This window comes from Uliginosibacterium flavum, from assembly GCF_040566545.1.
GTDB classification, from domain to species: domain Bacteria; phylum Pseudomonadota; class Gammaproteobacteria; order Burkholderiales; family Rhodocyclaceae; genus Uliginosibacterium; species Uliginosibacterium flavum.
This window is the reverse complement of the sequence record NZ_JBEWZI010000002.1, coordinates 264,581-285,473: the sequence shown is the minus strand read 5'-3', so window position 1 is coordinate 285,473 and position 20,893 is coordinate 264,581. Positions and strand designations below refer to the sequence as shown.

Genomic DNA, 20,893 nt, shown 5'->3' with positions numbered 1-20,893 from the left:
CCACTCTGTGCGAGTGGCAGTGCAGTTTCTGGAGTTTTGAATGATGAGCAGCAAACCGCATTTCAGCATCGAGTTCTATCCGCCCGCGACGCCTGATGGCATCGAAAAGCTGCGTGGCGTGCGTGATCAACTCGCCGCCCTCAACCCCGAATTTTTTTCCGTCACCTACGGCGCAGGCGGCTCGACGCGTGACCGCACCCTGCAGATCGTGCGCGAGATCCGCGAAGCCGGGCTGGACGCCGCGCCGCACCTGTCCTGTATCGGAGCCACACAAGCCAGCATCCGCGAGCATCTGGCCGAATTCCGCGAGATCGGCGTCAAGCGCGTCGTCGCCTTGCGCGGCGACCTGCCCTCCGGCATGGCCGATCCGGGCGAGTTCCGCTATGCCAACGAACTGGTTGAATTCATCCGCAAGGATTCCGGCGACGAATTTTTCCTCGAAGTGGCAGGCTATCCTGAAGTGCACCCGCAGGCGCGCAGTTTCGAGGCGGACTTCAAGGCCTTCATCACCAAGGCGCGCGCTGGCGCCAACTCGGCGATGACCCAGTATTTCTACAATGCGGATGCCTACTTTCATTTCGTCGACTGTGTGCGCCGCGAGGGTATCGATATTCCCATCGTGCCGGGCATCATGCCGATCGCCAGCTTCACCAAGCTCGCCCGCTTCTCCGAGAGCTGTGGCGCCGAGATCCCGCAATGGATGCGGCGCAAGTTCGAAGGCTTCGGTGATGATGCCGAAAGCGTGCGCGCTTTCGGTCTGGATGTGGTGACGGCCCTGTGTGAACGCCTGATTGCCGGTGGAGTTCCGAGCCTGCATTTCTACTCACTCAACCAGGCCGGTTTGACCAGCGAGCTGTGTCGTCGATTGGGTCTGGTGAATCAGGCCTGAATGTGTTTTCTTGCTTGACACAGCCTTGGTCTGTTGGCTAGAATGCGTCCCTTCGCTTCTGGAGGGTCGTTAGCTCAGCTGGTAGAGCAGCGGACTTTTAATCCGTTGGTCGCAGGTTCGAATCCCGCACGGCCTACCACTGGATTGTGAAGCGTTAAAGATTTTGGGGGTATAGCTCAGTTGGTAGAGCAGTTGACTCTTAATCAATTGGTCGTAGGTTCGAATCCTACTGCCCCTACCAAAATATGTAGAAAGCCCAGTCTTCGGACTGGGCTTTTTGCATTACAGGCCTCGCTCATGTTTCTCGGCGCGGGCACTCTCCGGCACAGGCAGGTCGAGCGCGTGCATCAGGCGTGCGATCAGTTCCTCCGGGCTTTGGGCGATGACTTCGACGGGCACCTCATGGCGTTCTGTCAGGCGTTCGAAGCTTTCAAAGCCATATGACGCGATCAAAGGGTGCATGCCGGCGGCAATTGCCGAGCTGTAGTCTTTGGATTCATCTCCACACACAAAGGCGCGGGCCGGATTGATGCCGAAGCGCTCGCGCGCAGCCTTGAACGCATCGGTCTTGCTTTGTCCCAGCTGGACATGCGCCCAGTGATCCAGTTCGCGCAGATCGATGTCATGGCGGGCAAGCAGGGCTGACAGGGTTGTTTCCGGTGAGTTCGTGATATTGCGGGTTACCAGCCCGACGCGCACATCGCTGCGGGCGATCAGCGCCTTGAGCAATTCCGCCATGCCAGGAAAGAGACTGGCCTCGGTACGGTAGATCCGGGTCATGGTGGCAATCAGTTTCTTGCGCCGCTGTTTGCCGATCTGCTGTTTCAGATTCAGCGGAAATTCCTTGAGCCCGCCCAGATACTTGAAAATGTTGTGGCGTTTCTGGAAGCGCTCCAGATCGCCCAGATCCATGTTGTGTTCCGCGAACGCCCGGCCGATGGCCTTGAAAGCGTCGATGGTCGTGCCGTCTGCATCGAACAGCACCAACCGGTCGTGGCTGGGATAGGGAGATCGAGTCTTATTGGAATTCATTGCGGAGTCGAAATCAGTTGAATGTGCCTTGAGCTAATACGATATTCCTGTGACAGGAATGTTGCACTGACTGTGTTCGCGAATTCGATGCGTTGTTTCATCCTGCGCCGGAGATTGCGCCTAAGCCCATACGCCGCAAGCTTGGGCGGGAGGCTGGCCGACGGTCAAGCTTGCGGCGCATGGCGTGGCTGCCCGAAGTGGCGTATTTCAGGCGCGCTCGGCACGACTGTCGGGAAGGCCTTGCCCGCGCTGGGCGGACAAGGAAAAATCAGCGAAGTTTGTCCGGATGTGCCAAAAATTAATGTGTCGGCTGAGTGTGCTTGCTTTCGATGCATCCATAGGCGGGCGCCCCGCCTGATTGTCAGGAGCCAAACATGAATAAAATCCAGATCGTAACGAGTTGCGCCTTGCTGGCCTTGACCCTGGCGGGCTGCGGCACGACGCCGAGTATCGGCAGCAGCGGTGCCCGTACCGTGGCCAGTGGTTCGGCCGGGGGCGCAAACAGCTCCGGGGTGAATGATCAGCTGGAGCGCTGCAACGAATCCATGGGTACGATTACCGTGGTTGAGGATCAGAACGCCGGCTGGTACCACAGCCTGCGCAGTCAGAACCTGCAGTCCACCGTGCCGGTGATCCGCATGCTGATCCAGCAGTCCAATTGCTTTGTGGTCGTCGAGCGTGGTCAGGCCATGCGCAATATGCGTCAAGAGCGTGCGCTGGAGGACTCTGGCGAGATGCGTGCCGGCAGCAATTTCGGCAAGGGCCAGATGGTAGCGGCCGATTACACCCTGACGCCCTCGGTGACCTTCAGCCAGAAGGGCACAGGCGGACTTGGTGGTCTGGTCGGCGGGCGCTACGGTGGTCTTGCAGCAGGGGTCCTCGGTTCGATGAAATTCAATGATGCCTCCACCATGCTGCTGATGACGGATAACCGTTCGGGCGTGCAGTTGGGGGCCGCGGAGGGTAGTTCGCGCAATATCGATTTTGGAGGTTTTGCGGGGGCATTCCCCGGCTTCATGCTCGGCGTGGGCGGCTACAGCAATACTCCGGAAGGCAAGTTGGTCGTCGCAGCTTTCTTCGATGCCTATAACCAGATGGTTCGCTCGGTCAGGAACTATCAGGCGCAGACGGTGCGTGGCGGTCTGGGTACGGGCGGGCGCTTGGGCGTACAGGGCGGCACGACTCCAGCCTCGCAGGAGATTGATCCGGCGCCGACGACACGCCGGCGCAAATAGGATCGACCATCTCATCCGTCAGCGGCCCTGCGGGGCCGTTTTTGCTGCTGTAAATCAGTCAATCGTCAGGAACTGTAGATAGAATTCGCCGATTCAATCAGGAGCAGCACAATGGATCAGCACAACGAAAACTTGCAGGACGCCCAGCGCGCCATGGCCGAGGCAGATTGCCTGGTCGACAACGCCCGGGTGGAGGCCGCACTCGATGCGCTGGCGCTGACGATCAGTGCCCGGCTGGCCGACAGCAATCCGCTGGTCTTCGTGGTGATGAACGGCGGCCTCGTCGTTGCCGGGCGTCTGTTACCCAAACTGAATTTCCCGTTGGAGGTATCCTACCTGCATGCCTCGCGCTATGGTCATGCCTTGAACGGCAACCTGCTCGACTGGCGCGTGCGCCCCACGCAGGATCTGCGCGGCCGCACGGTGCTGGTGCTGGATGACATCCTCGACGAAGGCTTCACCTTGCAAGCCATCCTTGAATACCTCAAGGCCGAAGGCGCGGCCGAAGTGCTCTCTGCGGTGCTCGTGCATAAGGACCATCCTCGTAAAGCTGTGCCCGGCATGCGTGCCGATTTCACCGGACTGGATGTAGCCGACCGTTTTCTCTTTGGTTGCGGCATGGATTACAAGGGCTATTGGCGCAACGCGCCCGGCATCTACGCGCTTAAGGGCCATTAGCCCCGGTGTTGAGCAATGAGTGCTGAGGACTGAGTAAAACCTGCGCCGGCTTTTGCCGGCGTTTGTTTTTTCCGAGCTGGGATTTGCCTGTCGGGGTAGGCCGCTTCAAAAGCCGCGCGGGGCGGACCTGTGCGGGCAGGCATGCTGGAGAAGTCCGTCGGGGGCGGCTCTTCAGGCAGGTGCTGCAATCGACCTGTTGTGGCGGCTTTGTCGGCATCTTAAGCCAGAAGCGCTACTTTTCCGCGCGGCCGAAGGCTGTTGCCTTGCGATGATGCAGGGTGAACCAGAAATGACAAATACGACAATGCGCGTATTCAAAAGGCGTAATGCCCATTTCCCTGAGTTGATTCAGAGGTGCTACGCCAGAAAACTGGAAATAGTGCAAAAAACCTTAAAACCGTTCGCCCCCTGCTGCGGGTAATTCATCGCTTGAAAACGCGTAAAAACCGGAAATAAGTCACACTTTTTGGCGTTTTGTACAGGCAAGCACTGATTGAATTACTTGGAGACGGATAGATGAAAAGATTGAGCTTGAACGGCATGACTTTGGGCATGCTGTTATGTGCGGGCCTTCTGGCTGCGTGTGGCGGTGGTGGCAGTGGCGGCGGTAGTGATGGTGGTGGTTCATCATCGGGCAGTCCGGCGAGCTCCTCGTCTTCCAGTTCTGGCGGCGCGGCTACGTCTTCGTCATCCAGCAGTTCGTCGGGCGCCGGCAACGCCAGTTCTTCATCAAGCTCTGGCGCCGGTACCTCTTCAGGGCAGGGCAGTTCTTCCTCCAGCTCCAGCAGTTCATCGTCAAGCTCGAGCAGCTCGTCCGGCTCCAGTAGCTCTTCATCAAGTTCCTCCAGCAGTTCTTCATCCAGTTCGTCCAGCTCCTCGTCCAGCGGTGGTATTACTGCCGCGCTCGGCATCACTGCCGGCAATCCGTTTGCCGGCGCCGGCATGTACGTCAATCCGGATTATGCGAAGTACGTTGCGCAATCGCAGGCGCTGGTGGCTTCGGGCTCGACAGAAGCTACGCGCGTCAACGCAATGAAATCCTTCCCGACCGGCGTGTGGATCGATCGCATGGACGCGATTGATGGTGGGGTCTTGAACAATGGCCGCCTGAGCGTTGAAGGTCATCTGATCGAAGCACTGGCACAGCAAAAAGCTCGCGGTGGTGCGATGACCATCACTTTTGTCGTGTATGACCTGCCGGATCGCGATTGCGCAGCCGCAGCCTCCAACGGCGAGTTGAGTGCCGCCAATGGTGGCATGGTCAAGTACAAGGCCCAGTACATCGACCGCCTCTATGCGATCTTTGCCAAGGACGCCTACAAGAGCCTGCGTATCACCTTGGTGATCGAGCCGGATTCGTTGCCGAATCTGGTGACCAACGCCGGTGAAGGCGCGTCGATTGCAGCCTGTGTGACGGTGAAGAACAACAACACCTATGTCGAAGGTGTGCAGTATGCGGTTGGCAAGTTCGCGGCGCTGAGCAACGTCTATCAGTATCTGGATATTGCTCACTCCGGCTGGTTGGGTTGGGACAACAACCGCAGCCGTGCGGTGGCTGCCTTCAAGACCTGGATTGGTGGTATCAAGAACGGTGATTTGTCGGTGATTCGTGGTTTCGTGACCAACGTGGCGAACTACACGCCACTGGATGAGCCCTTCTTCAACGGCACGGCGGATGTCGTCGGCACCGGCGGCACGACCCAGTTCTACGAGTGGAATTATATGGTCGATGAGCTGGGCTATATCGACAAGCTGCGCGCCGAATTCGTCGCTGCAGGCTTTCCGTCCAGCCTTGGCTTCATGGTTGATACGGGTCGCAATGGCTGGGGCAGTGGCTTGCGTCCGACGGCAAGTGCTGCGGATGTCGATAACATGCGCATCGATCTGCGTGCGCATCGCGGCAACTGGTGCAATGTACGCAACGCGGGTGTCGGCGCGCGCCCGAAAGTGGCGCCTGATGCGTCGCGCAGCTATCTGGATGCCTATTACTGGGTGAAGGGGCCGGGCGAATCGGATGGCACCAGCGACAGTTCAGCGACCGCCGTAAATTCGGAAGGCAAGCGTTTCGACCCGATGTGTGGCACCGGCAATATTGACGCCCTGACCGGCGCGCCGCACGCCGGCCACTGGTTCCATGAGCAATTCCTGATGCTGATCCGCAACGCCTATCCGGCGCTGTAACAGTCTGGAGTTGGCTTGCAAAAACGGGCATGCGTCGAAAGACGCATGCCCGTTTCCATTTATTCTCATGGAATTATCAACGCAGCATCGTCCTGATATCAACCAGCTCTTGTGTGGGCCGGTAGAGCGTGACGCGGTTTTTGCCGTCGAGTTTGGACTGATAGAGCGCGAAGTCGGCTTGCCTGAGCAGTTCAGTGAAGCTGTTGTTTTCGGACGTCAATTCAACCACGCCAATGCTCATGCGGGAGTCGCAATGCTCGAAGCAGTGTTCAAGTAGTTCCTGCGCAATCAGGGCGGCGGCCGAGCCTGTTGTTTCTGGCAAGGTGATGATGAATTCGTCGCCGCCATAGCGACCGAGGATGTCGGTGCTGCGCAGCCGGCCGCGCAGGGTGAAGGCGATGCGCCGCAGCAGATCGTCGCCGGCCAGATGGCCCAGTGTGTCATTGATGGTTTTGAAGTCATCAACGTCAAGGATGATGAAGGCCAGCGGCTGGTGGTGGCGTGTGGCACGCAGAACTTCGCGTTCCGACAGCTCGATCAGGCGGCGACGATTGCAGCAGCCGGTGAGCTCGTCGATGGTGGCGAGTTCGCGCAGCCCGTCGATGAGAGCGAGTTTTTTGGAGACGTCCTGAATCAGCAATGCGGTGCCGAGTTGCGGGCCATGTTTGTTGCGAAGTGGATAGCAACGGATCTCGAGTTTGCGGCCATCCGTACTGTCAATGAAGGCTTGTGCGCTGGGCAGGGGATCGGCGAAAGCGGCGGGATTGACCAGCGTGGCCGCTTCTGCCCCGATCATCGACAGCATCAGCTTGGGATAAAACCGGGTGGCTGCATGGTTGAAGTCGATTATGCGCAGGTTGGAGTCCAGCACGATTACGCCTTCAGCGATGCCATCGAAGACAATGTCGCGCGCCAGCGGAAGCACGCTCAGCATCTTGTGATTCAGGGTGGCGAGGCTATAGATGATGCCGGTGGCGGCTATGCCGAAGGGGCTCAGATCGATCTGGTGTGGCGATAGCCCGGTCTGGTAAAGCAGATGAAATATCCAGGGCAAAAATGAGCCGGCCAGCAGCATCAGTGCTTGCTGGCGGTACAGTGGAATTGCCTGACGCCAGGCGCGGAACAGCAGCAGCGCGCCGATGGCGATGCTGATGTTGAGATAGGCAATGTTGAGCCAGTAGACGGGGCCCTTGCCGATGCGGGTGATGCTCAGCCCGTTGCTGCGCGTGAACTCCTGGCTGGTGTAGTACAGGTGGTGCAGGTCATTGGTCTGGAAGACCAGGAAAATGGCAACGGATAGGCACAGCGGCAGGTATTTCCAGCGCAGCGGCATGCCCTGTGGTTCAAGATAGGCCCAGGCAAGGGAAATCCAGAAATATGGCAGGAAGGGGATGCCCAGATACTGGATGCGCAGCATGACCTGAACGTGGATAAGGTCAGGCGAGCCCAGCTCCAACCCATAGCCCAAGGCATAGGCCGCAGCGCAGAGCATCAGGCCGGCATAGTTGCGTGTGAAGCTTGTGGTTTGCCGTCTTAGCGCGTGAATGCTCAGCCACAGACATAGCGTGGCGCTGACAAACAGGAAGATCGATGGCGCGGAAAAGTCGAAATTCATCAGATCTGCCAAAATCGAGGTGCGACGGCCTCAGTATAGCCGTGACGCTTGGCGTTTTTGCACAGCAGCAGAGTACAGGCATTCTTTTTCGCCGATGCCTGAACAGCCTCGCCACGCTTGCCTCGTAGCTATGCATGCCTGAAGAGCCTTGCTGGGAGCGGCTCTTCAGGCATGCATTCTGGCGTGTCTCCGACAGCTACTCCGTACGCAGCGCCTCGACCGGATCCAGCCGCGCCGCTCGCCTTGCCGGCAGCACGCCAGCCAGCAGGCCGATGGCAATCGCTACGCCTTCGGCCAGTACTACGAACAGCAAGGGCGTGTGCACCGGCATCGCCGGTACGGCGAGGCGCAGCAGCTGAGCCAACCCCATGCCCACTACCAGTCCGATCACTCCGCCGGCAGCGGAGAGCATCACGGCTTCGCCGAGGAAGAGGGCGAGGATGCTGCGGCGCGTGGCGCCCAGCGCGACCATCAGGCCGATTTCCTGGGTGCGCTCGCTGACCGCGATGGTCATGATCGTGACGATGCCGACGCCGCCGACCAGCAGCGAGATGCTGCCGATGGCGCCGACGGCGGCGGTCAGCACGTCGAGGATTTTCGACAGGGTCTTGAGCATGTCTTCCTGCGTGGTGAGGGTGAAATCTTCGCGGCCGTGGCGGGCCTTGAGCAGCGTTTTGACGCGTTCGGCGATGAGCGCCGAGGGCAGGCCTTCGGTGTAGCTGATGTCCAGGCGCTGCATGCCTTCGCGGTTGTACAGGGCGAGTGCCTGACTGGCCGGGATATAGGCCGTGTCGTCCAGATCCATGCCGACGAACTGGCCCTTGCTTTCCATCACGCCGATCACGCGGAAGCGCTGGCCGGCAATGCGCAGGCGCTGGCCGAGCGGGTTGCTGTTGCCGAAGAGTTCCTGTTTCAGTTTCGAGCCCAGCACCACGAAGGCGCGTGCACTGCCGGCTTCGTCGGGGGGCAGGAAACGCCCGCTGCGCACGGCCATGCTGAACACTTCGGTCATGTTCGAGCCGACGCCGTAGACCATCGTGCGGCGCAGTTTGCCCTCGGCTTCCACTTCGGAATTGCCCCACACCATCGGGCTGACCGCTTTCACGCCGGGCAGGCGCGCCAGCGCGCCGACATCCTCCTGCGACAGCGGCCGCGCCGAGGTGGGCAGGCCTTGCGGCCCACCGCCGGTGGAGACCTTGCCGGGCGTGACCTGCATCACGTTGGTGCCGAACTGGGTGAACTGGTTCAGCACGAACTGATGCACGCCCTCGCCGATGGAGGTCAGCAGGATCACCGCCGCGATGCCCACGGCGATGCCGAGCAGGGTCAGCGCGCTGCGCAGGCGGTGCGCGGTGATGGCGCGGGTGGCGAGCTGGAGGAAGTCAGACCAGCGCATGATGCCTCGGAAGTGGGGGGTAGGGGGTGAGGCCTCGGGTACACAAAGCACCGTTCGCACAGAGCGTAGCGAAGCGAAGTCGAAGTGTGGGCATTCGCGCCCATGCTTCGACTTCAGTCGCTGCGCTTATTACGCTCAGCACGAACGGGAGGGGTTGAGTGCGCAGCTCAAATTCAAATCCGCCGCGGAGAAGGAAGTCGGCCCAGCGCATCAGTGCCGTCCCAGCGCGTCGACCGCGTCCAGTTGCGCGGCGCGGCGCGCCGGCAGGAATCCGAAGAGCATGCCGGTGACCAGCGCTGTACCCAGCCCGGCGAGTACGGCCCAGTGCGGCGGAAAGGCCGGCAGCACCGGGTAGGTGAGGCGCAGGGCCCAGGCGCCGAGCTGGCCCAGCGCCACGCCGACCACGCCGCCGCCCAGCGAGAGCAGCACCGCCTCGGCGAGGAAGGCCAGGCGAATGTTCCGGTTGCTGGCGCCCAGCGCCTTGAGCAGGCCGATTTCGGGGGTGCGCTGGGTCACGGCGACGAGCATCACGTTCATCACCAGAATGCCGGCGACAGCCAGGCTGATGGCGGCGATGCCGGCAACGCCGAGGGTGATGGCGCCGAGGATCTTGTCGAAGGTTCCGAGCACCGCATCCTGGGTGATCTGGGTGAAATCTTCTTCGCCATCGTGACGGGCCTTGAGCACGGCGCGCACGCGTTCGCCGCTGGCGGCCAGTGCGCCGCGTTCGCGCACTTCGATGAAGATGCGGAACAGCGTGCTGGTGTTGAACAGGGCGAAGGCCTGCTCCGCCGGGATGAAGGCCATCTCGTCGATGGCCAGCCCCATGGCATTGCCGGTGGGGGCCAGCACGCCGGTGATGCGATAGCGCCGGTCACCGATACGCAGCATGCGCCCGACGGCGGGGGCGGTGCCGAAAAGCTCCGCGCGCAGCTTGCTGCCCAGGACGGCGACGGCGGCATTTTCCTGCCCGGCCGTGTCCGGCAGAAACGTGCCCTTATTCATCGTGAAGCGGCGCAGGGCCAGATACTGGGCGTTGGTCCCCAGGATCAGGGTCTCGCGCAGTTTGCCGCCGAAGGCCACTTCCGAGGTGCCCACGACCAGCGGCGATACGCGCACCACGCCGGGCAGGCGGCGCAGGGCGTCGGCGTCGGCAATGCTCAGATCGCGCGGCGTGTCGGTGACGAAAGTGGCCGGATTGACGCCGCGCGTTTCGGATCGCCCCGGCAGCACGATCAACAGATTGCTGCCCAGCGCATTGAATTCATTCACGACATACTGCCGCGCGCCATCGCCCAATGCAGTCAGCATCACCACGGCAGCCACGCCGATGGACATCGCCAGCAGCATCAGCGTGGTGCGCAGCGGGTAGGCGGTGACCGCGCGCAGGGCGAAGCGCAGGATGTCGAGCGGCTTCACCCCGGCTCTCCGCTATCGGACAGCACCGCGCCATCCTCCATGCGGATCTGGCGGCGGGCGCGTTCCGCCATGCTCGGGTCGTGGGTGACGACGATCAAGGTCACGCCGTTGGCATTAAGATCCTCAAGCAGATGGGTGACTTCCTGTCCGGTTTGTCGATCCAGATTGCCGGTGGGTTCGTCGCACAGCAACACGCCGGGCTGCATCACCGTGGCGCGCGCAATCGCCACGCGCTGGCGCTGGCCGCCGGAGAGCTGATTGGGCTGGTGATGCGCCCGGTCCGCCAGGCCGAAGCCTTCCAGTGCTTTCTGCACGCGGCGCTTGCGTTCGGCCGGATCAATGCCGGCCAGCACCATCGGCAGGGCGATGTTTTCGGCGGCGGTGAGACGCGGCACCAGATGGAAACTCTGGAAGACGAAGCCGATATGCCGGCTGCGCATGTTGGCGGCCTCATCCGGTGACAGGCCCGTGGTGTCGCGCCCGTCCAGCCGATAGCTGCCGGCGTCCGGCCGGTCGAGCAGGCCGAGCAGATTGAGCAGGGTGGATTTGCCCGAGCCACTCGGGCCGATCACCGCCACGTATTCGCTGGCTTCGATGCCGATGTTCACGCCGCGTAGCGCATGCACCACGCTGTCGCCGAGGGTGAAACGGCGTTCGATGTGGGCGAGTTCGATCAGGGCCATCTTATTTCGCGCCCGGGCTGTCTTCTTCTGGCGTGGCCAGCACGCCGGCCTTCACCCCCGCGCGCTCCTGCGAAGTGACGATGCGCTCGCCAGCGGTGAGACCTTGCAGCACCTCGGTGTAGTCCCAGTTGGCGATGCCGGCCTTGATCTTGCGCTCTTCCAGCTTGCCATCCGCCGGGCGCCAGACCAACACGCGGTTGCCTTCGAGCAGCGCGGCGGTGGGTACGCGCAGTACGTTTTCATGTCTTGCCAGCACCACTTCCACGTCGGCGCTGTAACCCACCAGCAGGTGGCCGCGGGCTTCTTCGGGACGCACGAAATCGACTTCGATATCGACGGTGCGCGCCTGCTTTTCCACCGCCGACACATAGGGCGCGATGCGCCGCACGCGGCCCTCGAAGGGCTTGCCGGGCAGCGCATCGAGGCTGATGCGCACGGCTTGATCCTTGGCCAGACGCGGCGCATCGACTTCGTCCATTGGCGCCTTCACGTACAGGCAGCTGTCATCGATCAGATCAATCGCTGGCGGGGTGACAATGCCGGGGGGCGAGGGCATGGTGTATTCGCCCACTTCGCCGACGATCTTGGCGATGGTGCCGTTAAACGGCGCGATCAGAATCGTGCGCCGCTGTTCGATCCTCACCGAGGCCAAGCGCGCATCCGAACTCTTCACCTCGGCGCGGGCGGTTTCGCAGGCGGCGCGGCGTGCCTGCGCTTCGAGGCGGCTGGTGTCCTCGGCGCCCGCCGAGACAAAGCCCTGCTCGAAGAGTTTGTGTTTGCGTTCCGCCTCGCGTGTGGCGCTGTCGGCAGCCGTGCAGGCCTCGGCGACACGTTTGCGCATGGCATCGAGCTGCGCCGAGGCCAGCCCGGCCTGCGCCTGCTGATCTTCATTCCACAGGCGCATCAGCACCTGCCCGGCCTTCACATGATCACCTTCCTTGACGCCCAGATATTCAATGCGCCCGCCAGTGATCGGCGCCAGCTTGGCGCGCTGACAGGCCTCCACCGTACCGGCGCGCGTGTTGGCAATCGAGGCTTCAACCAGACCGGGTTCGACGGTTTTCAGCACCACGGGAATCGGTTGTGGGCGTTTGAGCCAGACAATGAAAGCGCCCAGGGCGAGCAGCAGACATAGCGCGATCAGGAGGCGACGGTACAAGGGGCGCATGAGGAGCTTTCCGGCTTCTGGGATGTTCCAGATTATCCGCCCGTGCTGCGGGACTGACCAGCGGCTTGGCGGGCAGGGACATGCAGTTCAGGACCTGAATCGACGCTGCCCGCAGATCGTCGTCCAGCGGGGCTCTTCGAACATGCCGCCCGCTCAGGCAGTCTGCGTGGGGATTTTCAGTAACCCACCTCGCAGAGCCTTGCTGCATGCGGTTCTATAGGTTATCCATCCCTTGATGGGCTGGCTTTAACGCCCGAACTGGATCAGCAGGAAGCTCTGGACGATGCGTGCCATGTCGATATAACGCGTGAAACCATTCGCGGCGCTGACGACGGAGGGCTCGGCAAAGATCTTGCGCGCTGCGGCCTGACCGAAAACTTCCAGACTCTGGCTGAGGCCAGCCTGGCCTTCCTGCAGCAGTGTCTGCTGGGCCGGGCCGCGGCAGGCGGCGGTGACCATGCGTTCGACGAGCTTGGCCATCGCACGGTCGGTTTCCACTTTGGTCGCATCCGGAATGCTGGCCAGATCACGCACTTCGGGCTGCTGTGCCAGCACGACGAAGAGCCAGCGCGAGAGGGTTTCCTTCTCGGCGGCCGTGGTCGAATTGACGAAGCATTGACCGAGCGCTTCAGCTTGTGGCCCTGCGTTGGCAGGCACGGCATGCAGGGCCAAAGCCAAGGTGAACGCAGTCAGAACGGAGCGGAGATGCAGCATTGGGGGAATCCTTTTTTTGAATGAGTCATGCAGCGCCGGGGCGCCGTGCCATCTAAAGACCGTGCGCGGAGCGGCAAGTTCGCCAGAAAGAATAATGAGCGCCGGTCGTGGTCGCCATGCCCGGTACGGGTATGCACGAACCGGCCAGACCTGAGGCTTGCACAAACTGGTCTGTCGGATGCGCTTTGCAGGTCGGAACGCGCGGTGCATTCCGGCCTGAAAGCTCACTGCGCAAATGCTGCCAGCGCCGCTGCCACATCCTCGCGGCTCACGTCTTCGCCCAGGCTCGCTGGCACGCACTCCAGCACGGCCGCGCCTTCGCTCTTGAGGCGGCCGACCCACTGACCGGCATCGCGGCCGGAGTCGAAGCCCTGACTCTGCAGGAGCAGGCGGCCATCGTGGCTGCTGAGCTTGAAGTAGAACTTGCCGTCGGCTTCGCGGTATTGCTTGAAGAGCGGCAATTGCGAGGCGGCGGTTTCGACCTTCTTCTCGACAGGCACCGGGATCGCGTTGAAGCGGCGCAGGCCGACGGCTTCGCGCAGCTCAGCCAGAAACGGCGTGGCCACGGCGCGGGCCTTGGCGGCACCTTCCTGCAGCAAATCCTCGATGTGCTCGGGGCGGCTCATCAGTTCGTCGTACTGGGCGCGCATCGGTGCGAGGTCACGCTCCAGCACGGCCAGGAAGCGTTGTTTGGCATCACCCCAGCCCAAGCCGGCGCGCAGGTCGGCGCGGAATTGTGCGCGTTCCTCTGCGTTAGCAAAGGCATCGAAGAGGGTGACCAAGTGGCTGTTGTCCGCATCCTTCGGCTCGCCCGGCAGTTTCGAGTCGGTGACAATGCGGGCCACCGCAGCCTTGAGCGCCTTGGCGCCGCCTTCAAACAGCGGAATGGTGTTGTCGTAGCTCTTGGACATCTTGCGGCCGTCCAGCCCCGGCAGGGTGGCGACGTTGTCTTCGATGGCCGCTTCGGGCAGCACGAAAAGCTCGCGGCCTGCACCGAAGAGGTGGTTGAAACGCTGGCCGACGTCGCGGGCCATTTCGATGTGCTGGATCTGGTCGCGACCCACCGGCACCTTGTGCGCCTTGAACATCAGGATGTCGGCGGCCATCAGCACCGGATAGCAGTAGAGGCCCATGTTGATGCCGGCATCGAGCTCTTCGCCAGCGGCTTCATTCGCGTCGGTGCTGGCCTTGTAGGCGTGGGCGCGGTTCATCAGGCCCTTGCTGGTGACGCAGGTGAGCAGCCAGTTCAGCTCGGGGATCTCGGGAATGTCGCTCTGGCGATAGAAGGTGACGCGCGCGGTGTCCAGCCCGGCAGCCAGCCAGGTGGCCGCGATTTCGAGGCGCGAGCGCTGGATGCGCGCCGGGTCGTCACACTTGATCAGCGCGTGGTAGTCGGCGAGGAACAGGAAACTTTCGGCGCCGGCCTGGCGGCTGGCAGTGATGGCCGGGCGGATGGCGCCGGCGTAGTTGCCAAGGTGGGGAGTGCCGGAAGTTGTGATGCCGGTGAGGACGCGCAAGCTCATGGTCGGATTCGGTGGAAATCAGCAGAAGGGCGCAAGTGTACGGTGGATTGGCTGCGTGTGCGAATTCTGCTGTAGGGCGTCAATCGCCCGCAGGGCATTGCGCCGCAGGGCATGCGCACATCCGGCGCAATGCGCTTTGCTTCGATTACGCCCTACCAGACCCCCAGCGCCACCAGTTGTTTCGTCGCCGCTTCGCTCCAGCCGCGATTTGCCACCGGACTAGCCGGGCTGGGATGCAGCACGCGGCCGAACTTTACCGGCAGGCCGGCGCAGGCCACGCGGGCGCGCAGCTCGCTCCAGGCGCCGATGCCAATGACCCATTCGGCTTGTGTGGCTTCGGCCAGCGTGCGCAGGTGCGTATCGCAGGCGGCGAGCAATGGCGCCTGTTCGGCGGCCGGCAGTTTGTCCGGCGTGACATTACGCTTGCCCTCGAAGAAAGCCAGCGGGCAGTAGTTGGCGACAAAGTGTTCGGCGAAGAAGGTCTCGGCCGTACCGAAACGCTCGGCGAACAAGCCCCACAGGCGCCGGCCGCTGACTTCGGAACGCGCGCAATTCCAGCCCTCGATGGGGCGATCCGGCGTTTCCTGCGCGGGTTTGCGGACCGGGGCGGACAGGCCCATCCAGTCGCGTGCGGCGGCGATCTCGCCGAAGGGCACGCCGATCTGCACCATGCCGAAGGGGCCGGGATTCATGCCGACGAAGATCACGCGTTTGCGCCCCTCGCCGAAACGTTGCAGGTATTCCGCGTGTGGCGCCCAGGCGTAATCGAGCGGGTTGTAGGTATGCGTGATCGGTGCTGCGAAACGCATCGGGGCGACCGCGGCCGAGAGTTCGCGCGCGGCGGTGATCAGGGCGGCGGCGCTCATGGTATCTCCTTCGGGGCTTCGTTCCACGGCGCGACCTTGAACAGCAGCAGCATGCCGGGCACCGCCAGCGCGGTGCAGAGCATGAAGAAATTGAACCAGCCGATGCCGCCGAAGCTGAATTCGCCGAAGCTGCCCAGGGGCAGCTTGCCGCCCTCGACCAGCCAGCCGGCGGAGGCATTGACGAAGGTGCGTGGCACGGCCATCAGGCTGGTGAACAAGGCCAGTTGCGTGGCGGTGTAGGCCGGGTGCGTGGTGCGCGCCATCCAGGCGACGAAGGCGGTGGTGCCAAGGCCTACGCCGGCGGCTTCCACGCCGATGACGATGGCCAGCACGGCGAGTCGCGCCGCATCGGCTTCGGCCGGGCCGAGCCAGGCCAGCCAGGCGAAGCCGAGGATGGCGATCCATTGCAGCACGCCGAAAATCCACAGGGCGCGGTTGATGCCGAGTTTGAGCATCCACAGGCCGCCGAGCAGGCCGCCGATCACGCTGGGCCACAGGCCGGCATTTTTGGCGACGAGGCCGATCTGGGTCTTGGTGAAACCCATGTCCAGATAGAAGGGCGTGGCTAGCGAGGTGCACAGCGAATCGCCGAGTTTGTAGAGCAGGATGAAGAGCAGCACCAGCAGGGCCGAGCGGACGCCGTGGCGGTTGAAGAATTCGTGAAAGGGTTCGATTACCGCATCGCGTAGCGTGCGCGGTGTCGCGCTGGACGCTTTCGGCTCGCCCGCCAGCAGGCTCATGGCAACGCCGGGCAGCATGAACAGGGCGGTGATCAGGAAGACCGTGCCCCAGGGCAGATGGTCGGCGAGGATCAGCGAGATGGAGCCCGGCACCAGCCCGGCGATCTTGTAGGCATTGACGTGAATGGCATTGCCCAGGCCGAGTTCGATCTCCGGCAGCAGCTCGCGGCGGAAGGCGTCCAGCACGATGTCCTGGGTGGCGGAGAGGAAGGCGATCAGGCCGGTCAGGCCCAGCACCAGACCGATCTGATTGGCCGGTGAGAGCTGGCCCAGCGCGGCAATCGCGGCGAGCAGCAGGACTTGCGTCAGCAGCATCCAGCCGCGTCGACGGCCCATCAGCGGCAGGGCGTAGCGATCGAGCAGCGGTGACCAGAGGAATTTCCAGGTGTAGGGAAACTGGATCAGGGCGAAGGCGCCGATCAGCTTCAGGCTCAGGCCCTCTGTCTTGAGCCAGGCCGGCAGCAGGTTCAGCAGCAGGTAGAGCGGCAGGCCGGAGGAGAAGCCGGTAATGATGCAGATCAGCATCCGGCGGTTGAGCAGGGCGGCGAGCCAGACAGGTGTTTTACTGGAAGAGGTCACAGGGGAGTCCGCTTGGGTTTGGCGGATTATCCTTGAAGTGAGGAGTGAGATGGGGCTCCAGGCGTAGGTGCGACTTCAGTCGCACGCCATGCGTGGCTGGCCGACTGAAGTCGGCCCTACGAAAACGTGGCTTCGATAATACAAGGAGCGGTCGCCCGAAGCGCCGCGCGCAGCGGACGTCTCCAGCCTGCCTGCCCGCTCAGCCAATGTGGCTGCGGCTCTTCAGTCTGCCAGTCCGCAAATATCGCCCCGCACTTCGAAATCGGCAAACAGGGCGCGCAGTTGTGCCACCAGCTCGGCGCTGGGCATGGATTCGGGTGCCAGCGTGGGGTTGGCGACGCCTTCGCTGCGGAAGGCCTGCAGCACGAAACGCCGTGCGCCCAGATGCTGCGCGAAGTGGGCGGCGAGCAGGGCCGATTCCTCGTTGATGACTTGGTGATGCCAGGTCAGGCGGAATTCATGCGCCACGCCGCTGGCGATGATCAGACGCGCACTTTGGGTCGCGCGGGCCGCACTGCCGGGGGCGCCGGTCAGTTTGTCGTAGCTTTCGTAATCCGTTTTCAGGTCGAAGCCGACCCAGTCGAGCTGCGGCAAGAGGGTTTCGAGCCGCTCCGGGTAGGCGCCGCTGGTGTGCAGGCCGACCGGCAAACCCAGCGCCTTCACCGCCGCGATGGCCTCGGGCAGGGTGCGGTCGGTGGTCGGTTCTCCGCCGGAGAACACTACGCCGCTGATCGTATCGCGTGAAGCCGTGAGCTTTGCCGCGATGCGCGACCAGCTCAGCGCGGGCGCCGTGCCGCGTTTCTGCAGTTGCGGGTTGTGGCAGTAGGCACAGCGCCAGGGGCAGCCGAGCAGATAGATCGTGGCGGCGCGGCGGCCGGGCCAGTCGTGATCCGAGGCCGGCGTGAAGCTGCCGAGCAGGATGCGTTCGGTCCAAGGGACTTCGGCGAGAGCGGATTCGGCGTGTGCAGACATGAAACGATGAACGTTGGAGGTGATGTCATTCTAGTCGGCGCGCTCCGGAAAATGGCGCAAAGACCCAAGTTTGATCAGGGTCAGTTAATGCTGCGCTGCAGCAGCAAAAACCGGCCTTGTAGCTTGCTTTGGCGCTTCCTATGCTTCACAGCATGCCCTTGCGGAGAAACGCCATGAAGAGGCCCCCGATGTTCCTGATGATGTTGTTGGCGACGGCCATGTCCGAACCGTTCCCGGCGGGCGCCGCGCAGGGCAGGCCTGCTCCGCGGAAAAATGCCAAAGGATTGGCGCAGGCGCTGGACGATGAATGCTGCGATCTGGAAGAAACGCGCGGCGCGCGGGTAAACAGGCTCAAACCTGCTGCCTGAAAAGCCGCGCGGGGATTGCTTCTTCCCGCGCCCTGTCTGGAGAGTAAAACTGGGCGCGGCTGTACGGCGAGTCGTTCGCGAGCCGGCCGCTTCTGCGACAATGGCGCCTCCGGTTTTTCTGCCTATGCCCCATGACCCGTCGCATTCCCAATGTCGTTTCCATCGCCGGAATTGATCCCTCTGGCGGCGCTGGCCTGTTTGCCGATCTGAAAGCCTTCTCCGCGCTCGGCGCCTATGGCTGCGGCGTAGTGGCCGCGCTGACCGCGCAGAACACCCGGACGGTCACCGGCGTGCATGTGCCGCCGACCGATTTCCTCAAGCTGCAGATCGACACCCTGTTCGCCGATGTGCGTATCGACGCGGTCAAGCTGGGCATGCTCGGCTCGGTTGAAGTTGTCAGCACGGTGGCCGAGCGTCTGCATCACTGGCAGGCAGCGCAGGTGGTGTGCGATCCGGTGATGGTGGCGAAAAGCGGCGATCATCTGCTCGCCCGCAACGCCGTCAGCATGCTGATTGAGGCCTTGCTGCCGCAGACCTTCATGCTCACGCCGAACCTGCCCGAGGCCGGCGTGCTGCTCGAATGCCGCGCGCCGGAAAACGTGAAGGAAATGTTCCGCGCCGCCGAACGTCTGCGCGAGATGTTGCCGCAGTCTTCAGAGCGCTGGGTGCTGCTCAAGGGCGGCCACCTGCCGGGTGAGGAACTGATCGATCTGCTTTTCGACGGCGACCGCATGATCGAGATGCGCGTCCCGCGCATCGATACCAAGAACACCCACGGCACTGGCTGCAGCCTGTCTTCCGCGATTGCCGCGCTATTGCCGCAATATGCGGGTGGATTTCGCCCGGTCGAGAACGCGGTGCGCCAGGCGCGTGACTGGCTGCGCGGCGCGATAGCGGCCTCCGGTCAGCTCAACGTTGGCGAGGGCCACGGCCCGGTGCATCATTTTCATGCTTTGTGGCCGAAGTGATCGGCTGGTTAATTCAACAAGGAAATATTCATGTCTGAACCGCAGCAACTCACGCCCGTTGAAGCCCGCGTCCTCACAGTATTGGTCGAGAAGCAGGCCACCGTGCCGGATACCTATCCGCTGTCGCTGAATGCCCTGATCACCGGTTGCAACCAGAAGACGGCGCGCGAGCCGATCATGGAAGTCACCGAGTCCGAAGCGCTGGAGGCCATCGACACGCTGCGCAGCCATGCGCTGGTGGTCGAATCTTCGGGCGGGCGTGTTACAAAATATGGTCACAATCTGGCGCGGGTGTATCAGCTGCCGACGCCATCGGTGGCGATTGTCACGACGCTGGTGCTGCGCGGCCCGCAGACGGTGGCCGAGCTGCGCGCGAACTGCGAGCGCCTGTATCGCTTTGCCGATGCCTCCTCGCTGGAAGCCTTCCTCGAAGAGTTGTCGACGCGGGCGGCGAATCCGCTGACGGTGTTGCTGCCGCGCGCGCCGGGCGCGCGCGAAAGCCGCTGGGCGCATCTGCTGTGCGGCATGCCGGAGATCTCGGCCGAGCCGGGCGGTGCCGCGCGAGCCAGCAGTAGCGGTCTGGCTGCCGAGGTCGCCAGTCTGCGCGAAGAAGTCATGCAGCTGCGTGCTGAAGTGGCGGAGCTGAAAGCCCTCATCCTCTGACATGAGTCGTCTGCGCAGCCATCTGTGGGATGCCAGCGGCGGGCTGGTCTATCACTGGCGTGCGCTGCGCTATCGGCGCGTGTTGTGGGCGCCCTTTGTGGTGCAGGTGGCCGATTGGCTGGCCAGTTGGCAGCCGCCGCAGAATGAGCTGGTGATTGTCGGCCCCAGCGCGGGCTACACGCTGAATGGCGACTTTCTGGCGCGCTTCAAACAGGTAACGATTCTGGAACCCGACCCCATCGCCAGAAGCCTCTTGCGACGGCGCTTTGCGGGCATGCCCTTTGTAGAGGGGCGCGTGGATTGCTTCTCCAGCTTGGCCGGCCCGCAAGCCTTGGCCGATGCGTATCCGCAGGCAGCCATTCTTTTTTCCAATGTCCTCGGGCAAAAGCTCGCACAGCTTGATCCGCGTTGGCCGGCGGCCCTGCAAACAGCTTTGGCCGGACATTCATGGGCCAGCTATCACGACGTGATCGCCACCGCGCAAGCGCCCGTGCAGGCACAGGCGCGCAGTTTCACGACGGAAACTAGTCTGGAGGAAGTGTTGGTCAGCTTCTGGCCGGGCGGCGAGCTGGTACTGCACGATCACGGCAGTTTTGGCGTGTTGCCGGCGCAGGCCTATGCGCCCTGGTCAATCACGCCAGCGCAGCATCACCTTCTGGGGTGGAAATCCATCATCGTGCTCGGGTCTTCAATGGTCATGCCAGGGAATTCGGGCATGGCCGGCAGATCGTAGTCGGATTCAACCAGCCGCAGCTTGGTCAGCTGACGCATGATTTCCTTCGGCTCACCCAGTTGTTCGAGCATCTGGCGCATCACTCCGAAGGTGGTTTTGCCATCAATCATGATCAGCGCCCGGCGCAAACGTGGCGGCAGACCCAGCGTACGTTCGCTGACTTCGGTTCGGCCTTTGGCGGTTTTGCTGTAGATGGCGATATCAAACATGGTGTGGTGTTTTGTGACAACTGTGTGAATGCTAGCCGTCTCACGATGCGCAGCCTACTGTCTGAAGGGGCTTGAATGGCGGTTAACGACCGATGGTCGGTCGGACCGGATCAACGAAAAATTGTTTTTAAAATCAACAATTTGCAGTTTGGAGAAAACGTGAAGTACGTCACGGAAGAGGGAAAATACTTACCCGAACAGAAGGGCGGGCGGCTTGGGATTTTGTTCTGTTTGAAGGTGTGCTGAAGATGCCCAGTGGGCG

At 62.5% G+C, this 20,893-nt stretch carries 22 protein-coding genes and 2 tRNA genes; 11 read left to right on the top strand and 13 right to left on the bottom strand.

Annotated elements, in window-relative coordinates; translation table 11 throughout:
- Positions 1–43: 43 nt before the first annotated feature.
- From metF to ABXR19_RS03010, 3 genes are all read left to right on the top strand, one after another.
- Positions 44–889 carry a methylenetetrahydrofolate reductase [NAD(P)H] gene (gene metF / locus ABXR19_RS03020; protein ID WP_354599668.1) on the top strand — a complete coding sequence of 282 codons (846 nt, stop codon included), beginning with the start codon at positions 44–46 and terminating at the stop codon, positions 887–889.
- Between the two features lie 63 nt (positions 890–952).
- Positions 953–1,028: transfer RNA gene (locus tag ABXR19_RS03015), tRNA-Lys, on the top strand.
- Positions 1,029–1,054: 26 nt separating this feature from the next.
- Positions 1,055–1,130 (top strand) — tRNA-Lys (locus ABXR19_RS03010).
- Between the two features lie 41 nt (positions 1,131–1,171).
- Here ABXR19_RS03010 and ABXR19_RS03005 read toward each other — a convergent pair.
- Complete coding sequence (locus ABXR19_RS03005; protein WP_354599600.1) at positions 1,172–1,873, bottom strand: HAD family hydrolase; 702 nt, start codon at positions 1,871–1,873, stop codon at positions 1,172–1,174.
- A gap of 422 nt (positions 1,874–2,295) precedes the next feature.
- Here ABXR19_RS03005 and ABXR19_RS03000 point away from each other — a divergent pair, with 422 nt between their 5' ends.
- Positions 2,296–3,156, top strand: coding sequence for a CsgG/HfaB family protein (locus ABXR19_RS03000; protein ID WP_354599599.1), 861 nt, complete (start codon positions 2,296–2,298; stop codon positions 3,154–3,156).
- Positions 3,157–3,267: 111 nt separating this feature from the next.
- Positions 3,268–3,834: a hypoxanthine-guanine phosphoribosyltransferase gene (locus tag ABXR19_RS02995; RefSeq protein ID WP_354599598.1), complete on the top strand. Its 567-nt coding sequence runs from the start codon at positions 3,268–3,270 to the stop codon at positions 3,832–3,834.
- A 422-nt stretch (positions 3,835–4,256) separates the two neighbouring features.
- Here ABXR19_RS02995 and ABXR19_RS02990 read toward each other — a convergent pair whose 3' ends face one another.
- Entirely contained in the window at positions 4,257–4,778 is a 522-nt protein-coding gene (locus ABXR19_RS02990) for a hypothetical protein (RefSeq protein ID WP_354599597.1), read from the bottom strand.
- Between ABXR19_RS02990 and ABXR19_RS02985 the strand changes: the two genes are divergently transcribed.
- Entirely contained in the window at positions 4,777–6,015 is a 1,239-nt protein-coding gene (locus ABXR19_RS02985) for a glycoside hydrolase family 6 protein (protein ID WP_354599596.1), read from the top strand. The genes ABXR19_RS02990 and ABXR19_RS02985 overlap by 2 nt on opposite strands.
- A gap of 76 nt (positions 6,016–6,091) precedes the next feature.
- On the opposite strand, the gene ABXR19_RS02980 is transcribed toward ABXR19_RS02985, so the two are convergent.
- The 10 genes from ABXR19_RS02980 to ABXR19_RS02935 all read right to left on the bottom strand — a co-directional run bounded on the left by ABXR19_RS02980 (position 6,092) and on the right by ABXR19_RS02935 (position 17,690).
- Entirely contained in the window at positions 6,092–7,630 is a 1,539-nt protein-coding gene (locus tag ABXR19_RS02980; protein WP_354599595.1) for a histidine kinase N-terminal 7TM domain-containing diguanylate cyclase, read from the bottom strand.
- Between the two features lie 196 nt (positions 7,631–7,826).
- On the bottom strand, positions 7,827–9,026 hold the full coding sequence (locus ABXR19_RS02975; protein ID WP_354599594.1) for an ABC transporter permease: 1,200 nt from the start codon (positions 9,024–9,026) through the stop codon (positions 7,827–7,829).
- A 210-nt stretch (positions 9,027–9,236) separates the two neighbouring features.
- Entirely contained in the window at positions 9,237–10,445 is a 1,209-nt protein-coding gene (locus tag ABXR19_RS02970) for an ABC transporter permease (RefSeq protein WP_354599593.1), read from the bottom strand.
- Entirely contained in the window at positions 10,442–11,128 is a 687-nt protein-coding gene (locus tag ABXR19_RS02965) for an ABC transporter ATP-binding protein (protein WP_354599592.1), read from the bottom strand. The genes ABXR19_RS02970 and ABXR19_RS02965 overlap by 4 nt, the downstream gene beginning before the upstream one ends.
- A gap of 1 nt (position 11,129) precedes the next feature.
- Positions 11,130–12,296: an efflux RND transporter periplasmic adaptor subunit gene (locus tag ABXR19_RS02960; RefSeq protein ID WP_354599591.1), complete on the bottom strand. Its 1,167-nt coding sequence runs from the start codon at positions 12,294–12,296 to the stop codon at positions 11,130–11,132.
- 246 nt (positions 12,297–12,542) lie between these two features.
- The gene (locus ABXR19_RS02955) at positions 12,543–13,010 is read right to left on the bottom strand and encodes a hypothetical protein (RefSeq protein ID WP_354599590.1); all 468 of its coding nucleotides are present in this window, start codon (positions 13,008–13,010) and stop codon (positions 12,543–12,545) included.
- A 224-nt stretch (positions 13,011–13,234) separates the two neighbouring features.
- On the bottom strand, positions 13,235–14,533 hold the full coding sequence (locus ABXR19_RS02950) for a tryptophan--tRNA ligase (protein ID WP_354599589.1): 1,299 nt from the start codon (positions 14,531–14,533) through the stop codon (positions 13,235–13,237).
- A 152-nt stretch (positions 14,534–14,685) separates the two neighbouring features.
- A complete protein-coding gene (locus tag ABXR19_RS02945; protein ID WP_354599588.1) occupies positions 14,686–15,399 on the bottom strand; it encodes a uracil-DNA glycosylase family protein in 714 nt (237 codons plus the stop codon).
- Positions 15,396–16,718, bottom strand: coding sequence for an AmpG family muropeptide MFS transporter (locus tag ABXR19_RS02940; protein WP_354599587.1), 1,323 nt, complete (start codon positions 16,716–16,718; stop codon positions 15,396–15,398). Before ABXR19_RS02940 ends, ABXR19_RS02945 begins: the two co-directional genes overlap by 4 nt.
- Before the next feature lie 222 nt (positions 16,719–16,940).
- Complete coding sequence (locus ABXR19_RS02935) at positions 16,941–17,690, bottom strand: anaerobic ribonucleoside-triphosphate reductase activating protein (protein ID WP_354599586.1); 750 nt, start codon at positions 17,688–17,690, stop codon at positions 16,941–16,943.
- Positions 17,691–17,878: 188 nt separating this feature from the next.
- Here ABXR19_RS02935 and ABXR19_RS02930 point away from each other — a divergent pair, with 188 nt between their 5' ends.
- The 4 genes from ABXR19_RS02930 to ABXR19_RS02915 all read left to right on the top strand — a co-directional run bounded on the left by ABXR19_RS02930 (position 17,879) and on the right by ABXR19_RS02915 (position 20,422).
- Entirely contained in the window at positions 17,879–18,058 is a 180-nt protein-coding gene (locus ABXR19_RS02930) for a hypothetical protein (protein ID WP_354599585.1), read from the top strand.
- Positions 18,059–18,189: 131 nt separating this feature from the next.
- Positions 18,190–19,026: a bifunctional hydroxymethylpyrimidine kinase/phosphomethylpyrimidine kinase gene (gene thiD / locus ABXR19_RS02925; RefSeq protein ID WP_354599584.1), complete on the top strand. Its 837-nt coding sequence runs from the start codon at positions 18,190–18,192 to the stop codon at positions 19,024–19,026.
- Positions 19,027–19,056: 30 nt separating this feature from the next.
- Positions 19,057–19,689: a YceH family protein gene (locus tag ABXR19_RS02920; protein ID WP_354599583.1), complete on the top strand. Its 633-nt coding sequence runs from the start codon at positions 19,057–19,059 to the stop codon at positions 19,687–19,689.
- Position 19,690: 1 nt separating this feature from the next.
- Positions 19,691–20,422, top strand: coding sequence for a hypothetical protein (locus tag ABXR19_RS02915; RefSeq protein ID WP_354599582.1), 732 nt, complete (start codon positions 19,691–19,693; stop codon positions 20,420–20,422).
- Here ABXR19_RS02915 and ABXR19_RS02910 read toward each other — a convergent pair.
- Positions 20,338–20,631 carry a hypothetical protein gene (locus tag ABXR19_RS02910; RefSeq protein WP_354599581.1) on the bottom strand — a complete coding sequence of 98 codons (294 nt, stop codon included), beginning with the start codon at positions 20,629–20,631 and terminating at the stop codon, positions 20,338–20,340. The genes ABXR19_RS02915 and ABXR19_RS02910 overlap by 85 nt on opposite strands.
- 75 nt (positions 20,632–20,706) lie before the next feature.
- Between ABXR19_RS02910 and ABXR19_RS02905 the strand changes: the two genes are divergently transcribed.
- The gene (locus tag ABXR19_RS02905; protein WP_354599580.1) at positions 20,707–20,877 is read left to right on the top strand and encodes a hypothetical protein; all 171 of its coding nucleotides are present in this window, start codon (positions 20,707–20,709) and stop codon (positions 20,875–20,877) included.
- Positions 20,878–20,893: the final 16 nt, after the last annotated feature.

Coding starts and splice junctions, on each gene's coding strand:
- ABXR19_RS02950 (WP_354599589.1), bottom strand. CDS start 14,533: ATGAGCTTGCGCGTCCTCACCGGCATCACAACTTCCGGCACTCCCCAC.
- ABXR19_RS02915 (WP_354599582.1), top strand. CDS start 19,691: ATGAGTCGTCTGCGCAGCCATCTGTGGGATGCCAGCGGCGGGCTGGTC.
- ABXR19_RS02910 (WP_354599581.1), bottom strand. CDS start 20,631: ATGTTTGATATCGCCATCTACAGCAAAACCGCCAAAGGCCGAACCGAA.
- metF (WP_354599668.1), top strand. CDS start 44: ATGAGCAGCAAACCGCATTTCAGCATCGAGTTCTATCCGCCCGCGACG.
- ABXR19_RS03000 (WP_354599599.1), top strand. CDS start 2,296: ATGAATAAAATCCAGATCGTAACGAGTTGCGCCTTGCTGGCCTTGACC.
- ABXR19_RS02935 (WP_354599586.1), bottom strand. CDS start 17,690: ATGTCTGCACACGCCGAATCCGCTCTCGCCGAAGTCCCTTGGACCGAA.
- ABXR19_RS02990 (WP_354599597.1), bottom strand. CDS start 4,778: ATGCCGGCGCCGGCAAACGGATTGCCGGCAGTGATGCCGAGCGCGGCA.
- ABXR19_RS02965 (WP_354599592.1), bottom strand. CDS start 11,128: ATGGCCCTGATCGAACTCGCCCACATCGAACGCCGTTTCACCCTCGGC.
- ABXR19_RS02945 (WP_354599588.1), bottom strand. CDS start 15,399: ATGAGCGCCGCCGCCCTGATCACCGCCGCGCGCGAACTCTCGGCCGCG.
- ABXR19_RS02985 (WP_354599596.1), top strand. CDS start 4,777: ATGTACGTCAATCCGGATTATGCGAAGTACGTTGCGCAATCGCAGGCG.
- ABXR19_RS02980 (WP_354599595.1), bottom strand. CDS start 7,630: ATGAATTTCGACTTTTCCGCGCCATCGATCTTCCTGTTTGTCAGCGCC.
- thiD (WP_354599584.1), top strand. CDS start 18,190: ATGACCCGTCGCATTCCCAATGTCGTTTCCATCGCCGGAATTGATCCC.
- ABXR19_RS02960 (WP_354599591.1), bottom strand. CDS start 12,296: ATGCGCCCCTTGTACCGTCGCCTCCTGATCGCGCTATGTCTGCTGCTC.
- ABXR19_RS02905 (WP_354599580.1), top strand. CDS start 20,707: ATGGCGGTTAACGACCGATGGTCGGTCGGACCGGATCAACGAAAAATT.
- ABXR19_RS02975 (WP_354599594.1), bottom strand. CDS start 9,026: ATGCGCTGGTCTGACTTCCTCCAGCTCGCCACCCGCGCCATCACCGCG.
- ABXR19_RS02930 (WP_354599585.1), top strand. CDS start 17,879: ATGTTCCTGATGATGTTGTTGGCGACGGCCATGTCCGAACCGTTCCCG.
- ABXR19_RS02995 (WP_354599598.1), top strand. CDS start 3,268: ATGGATCAGCACAACGAAAACTTGCAGGACGCCCAGCGCGCCATGGCC.
- ABXR19_RS02920 (WP_354599583.1), top strand. CDS start 19,057: ATGTCTGAACCGCAGCAACTCACGCCCGTTGAAGCCCGCGTCCTCACA.
- ABXR19_RS02955 (WP_354599590.1), bottom strand. CDS start 13,010: ATGCTGCATCTCCGCTCCGTTCTGACTGCGTTCACCTTGGCTTTGGCC.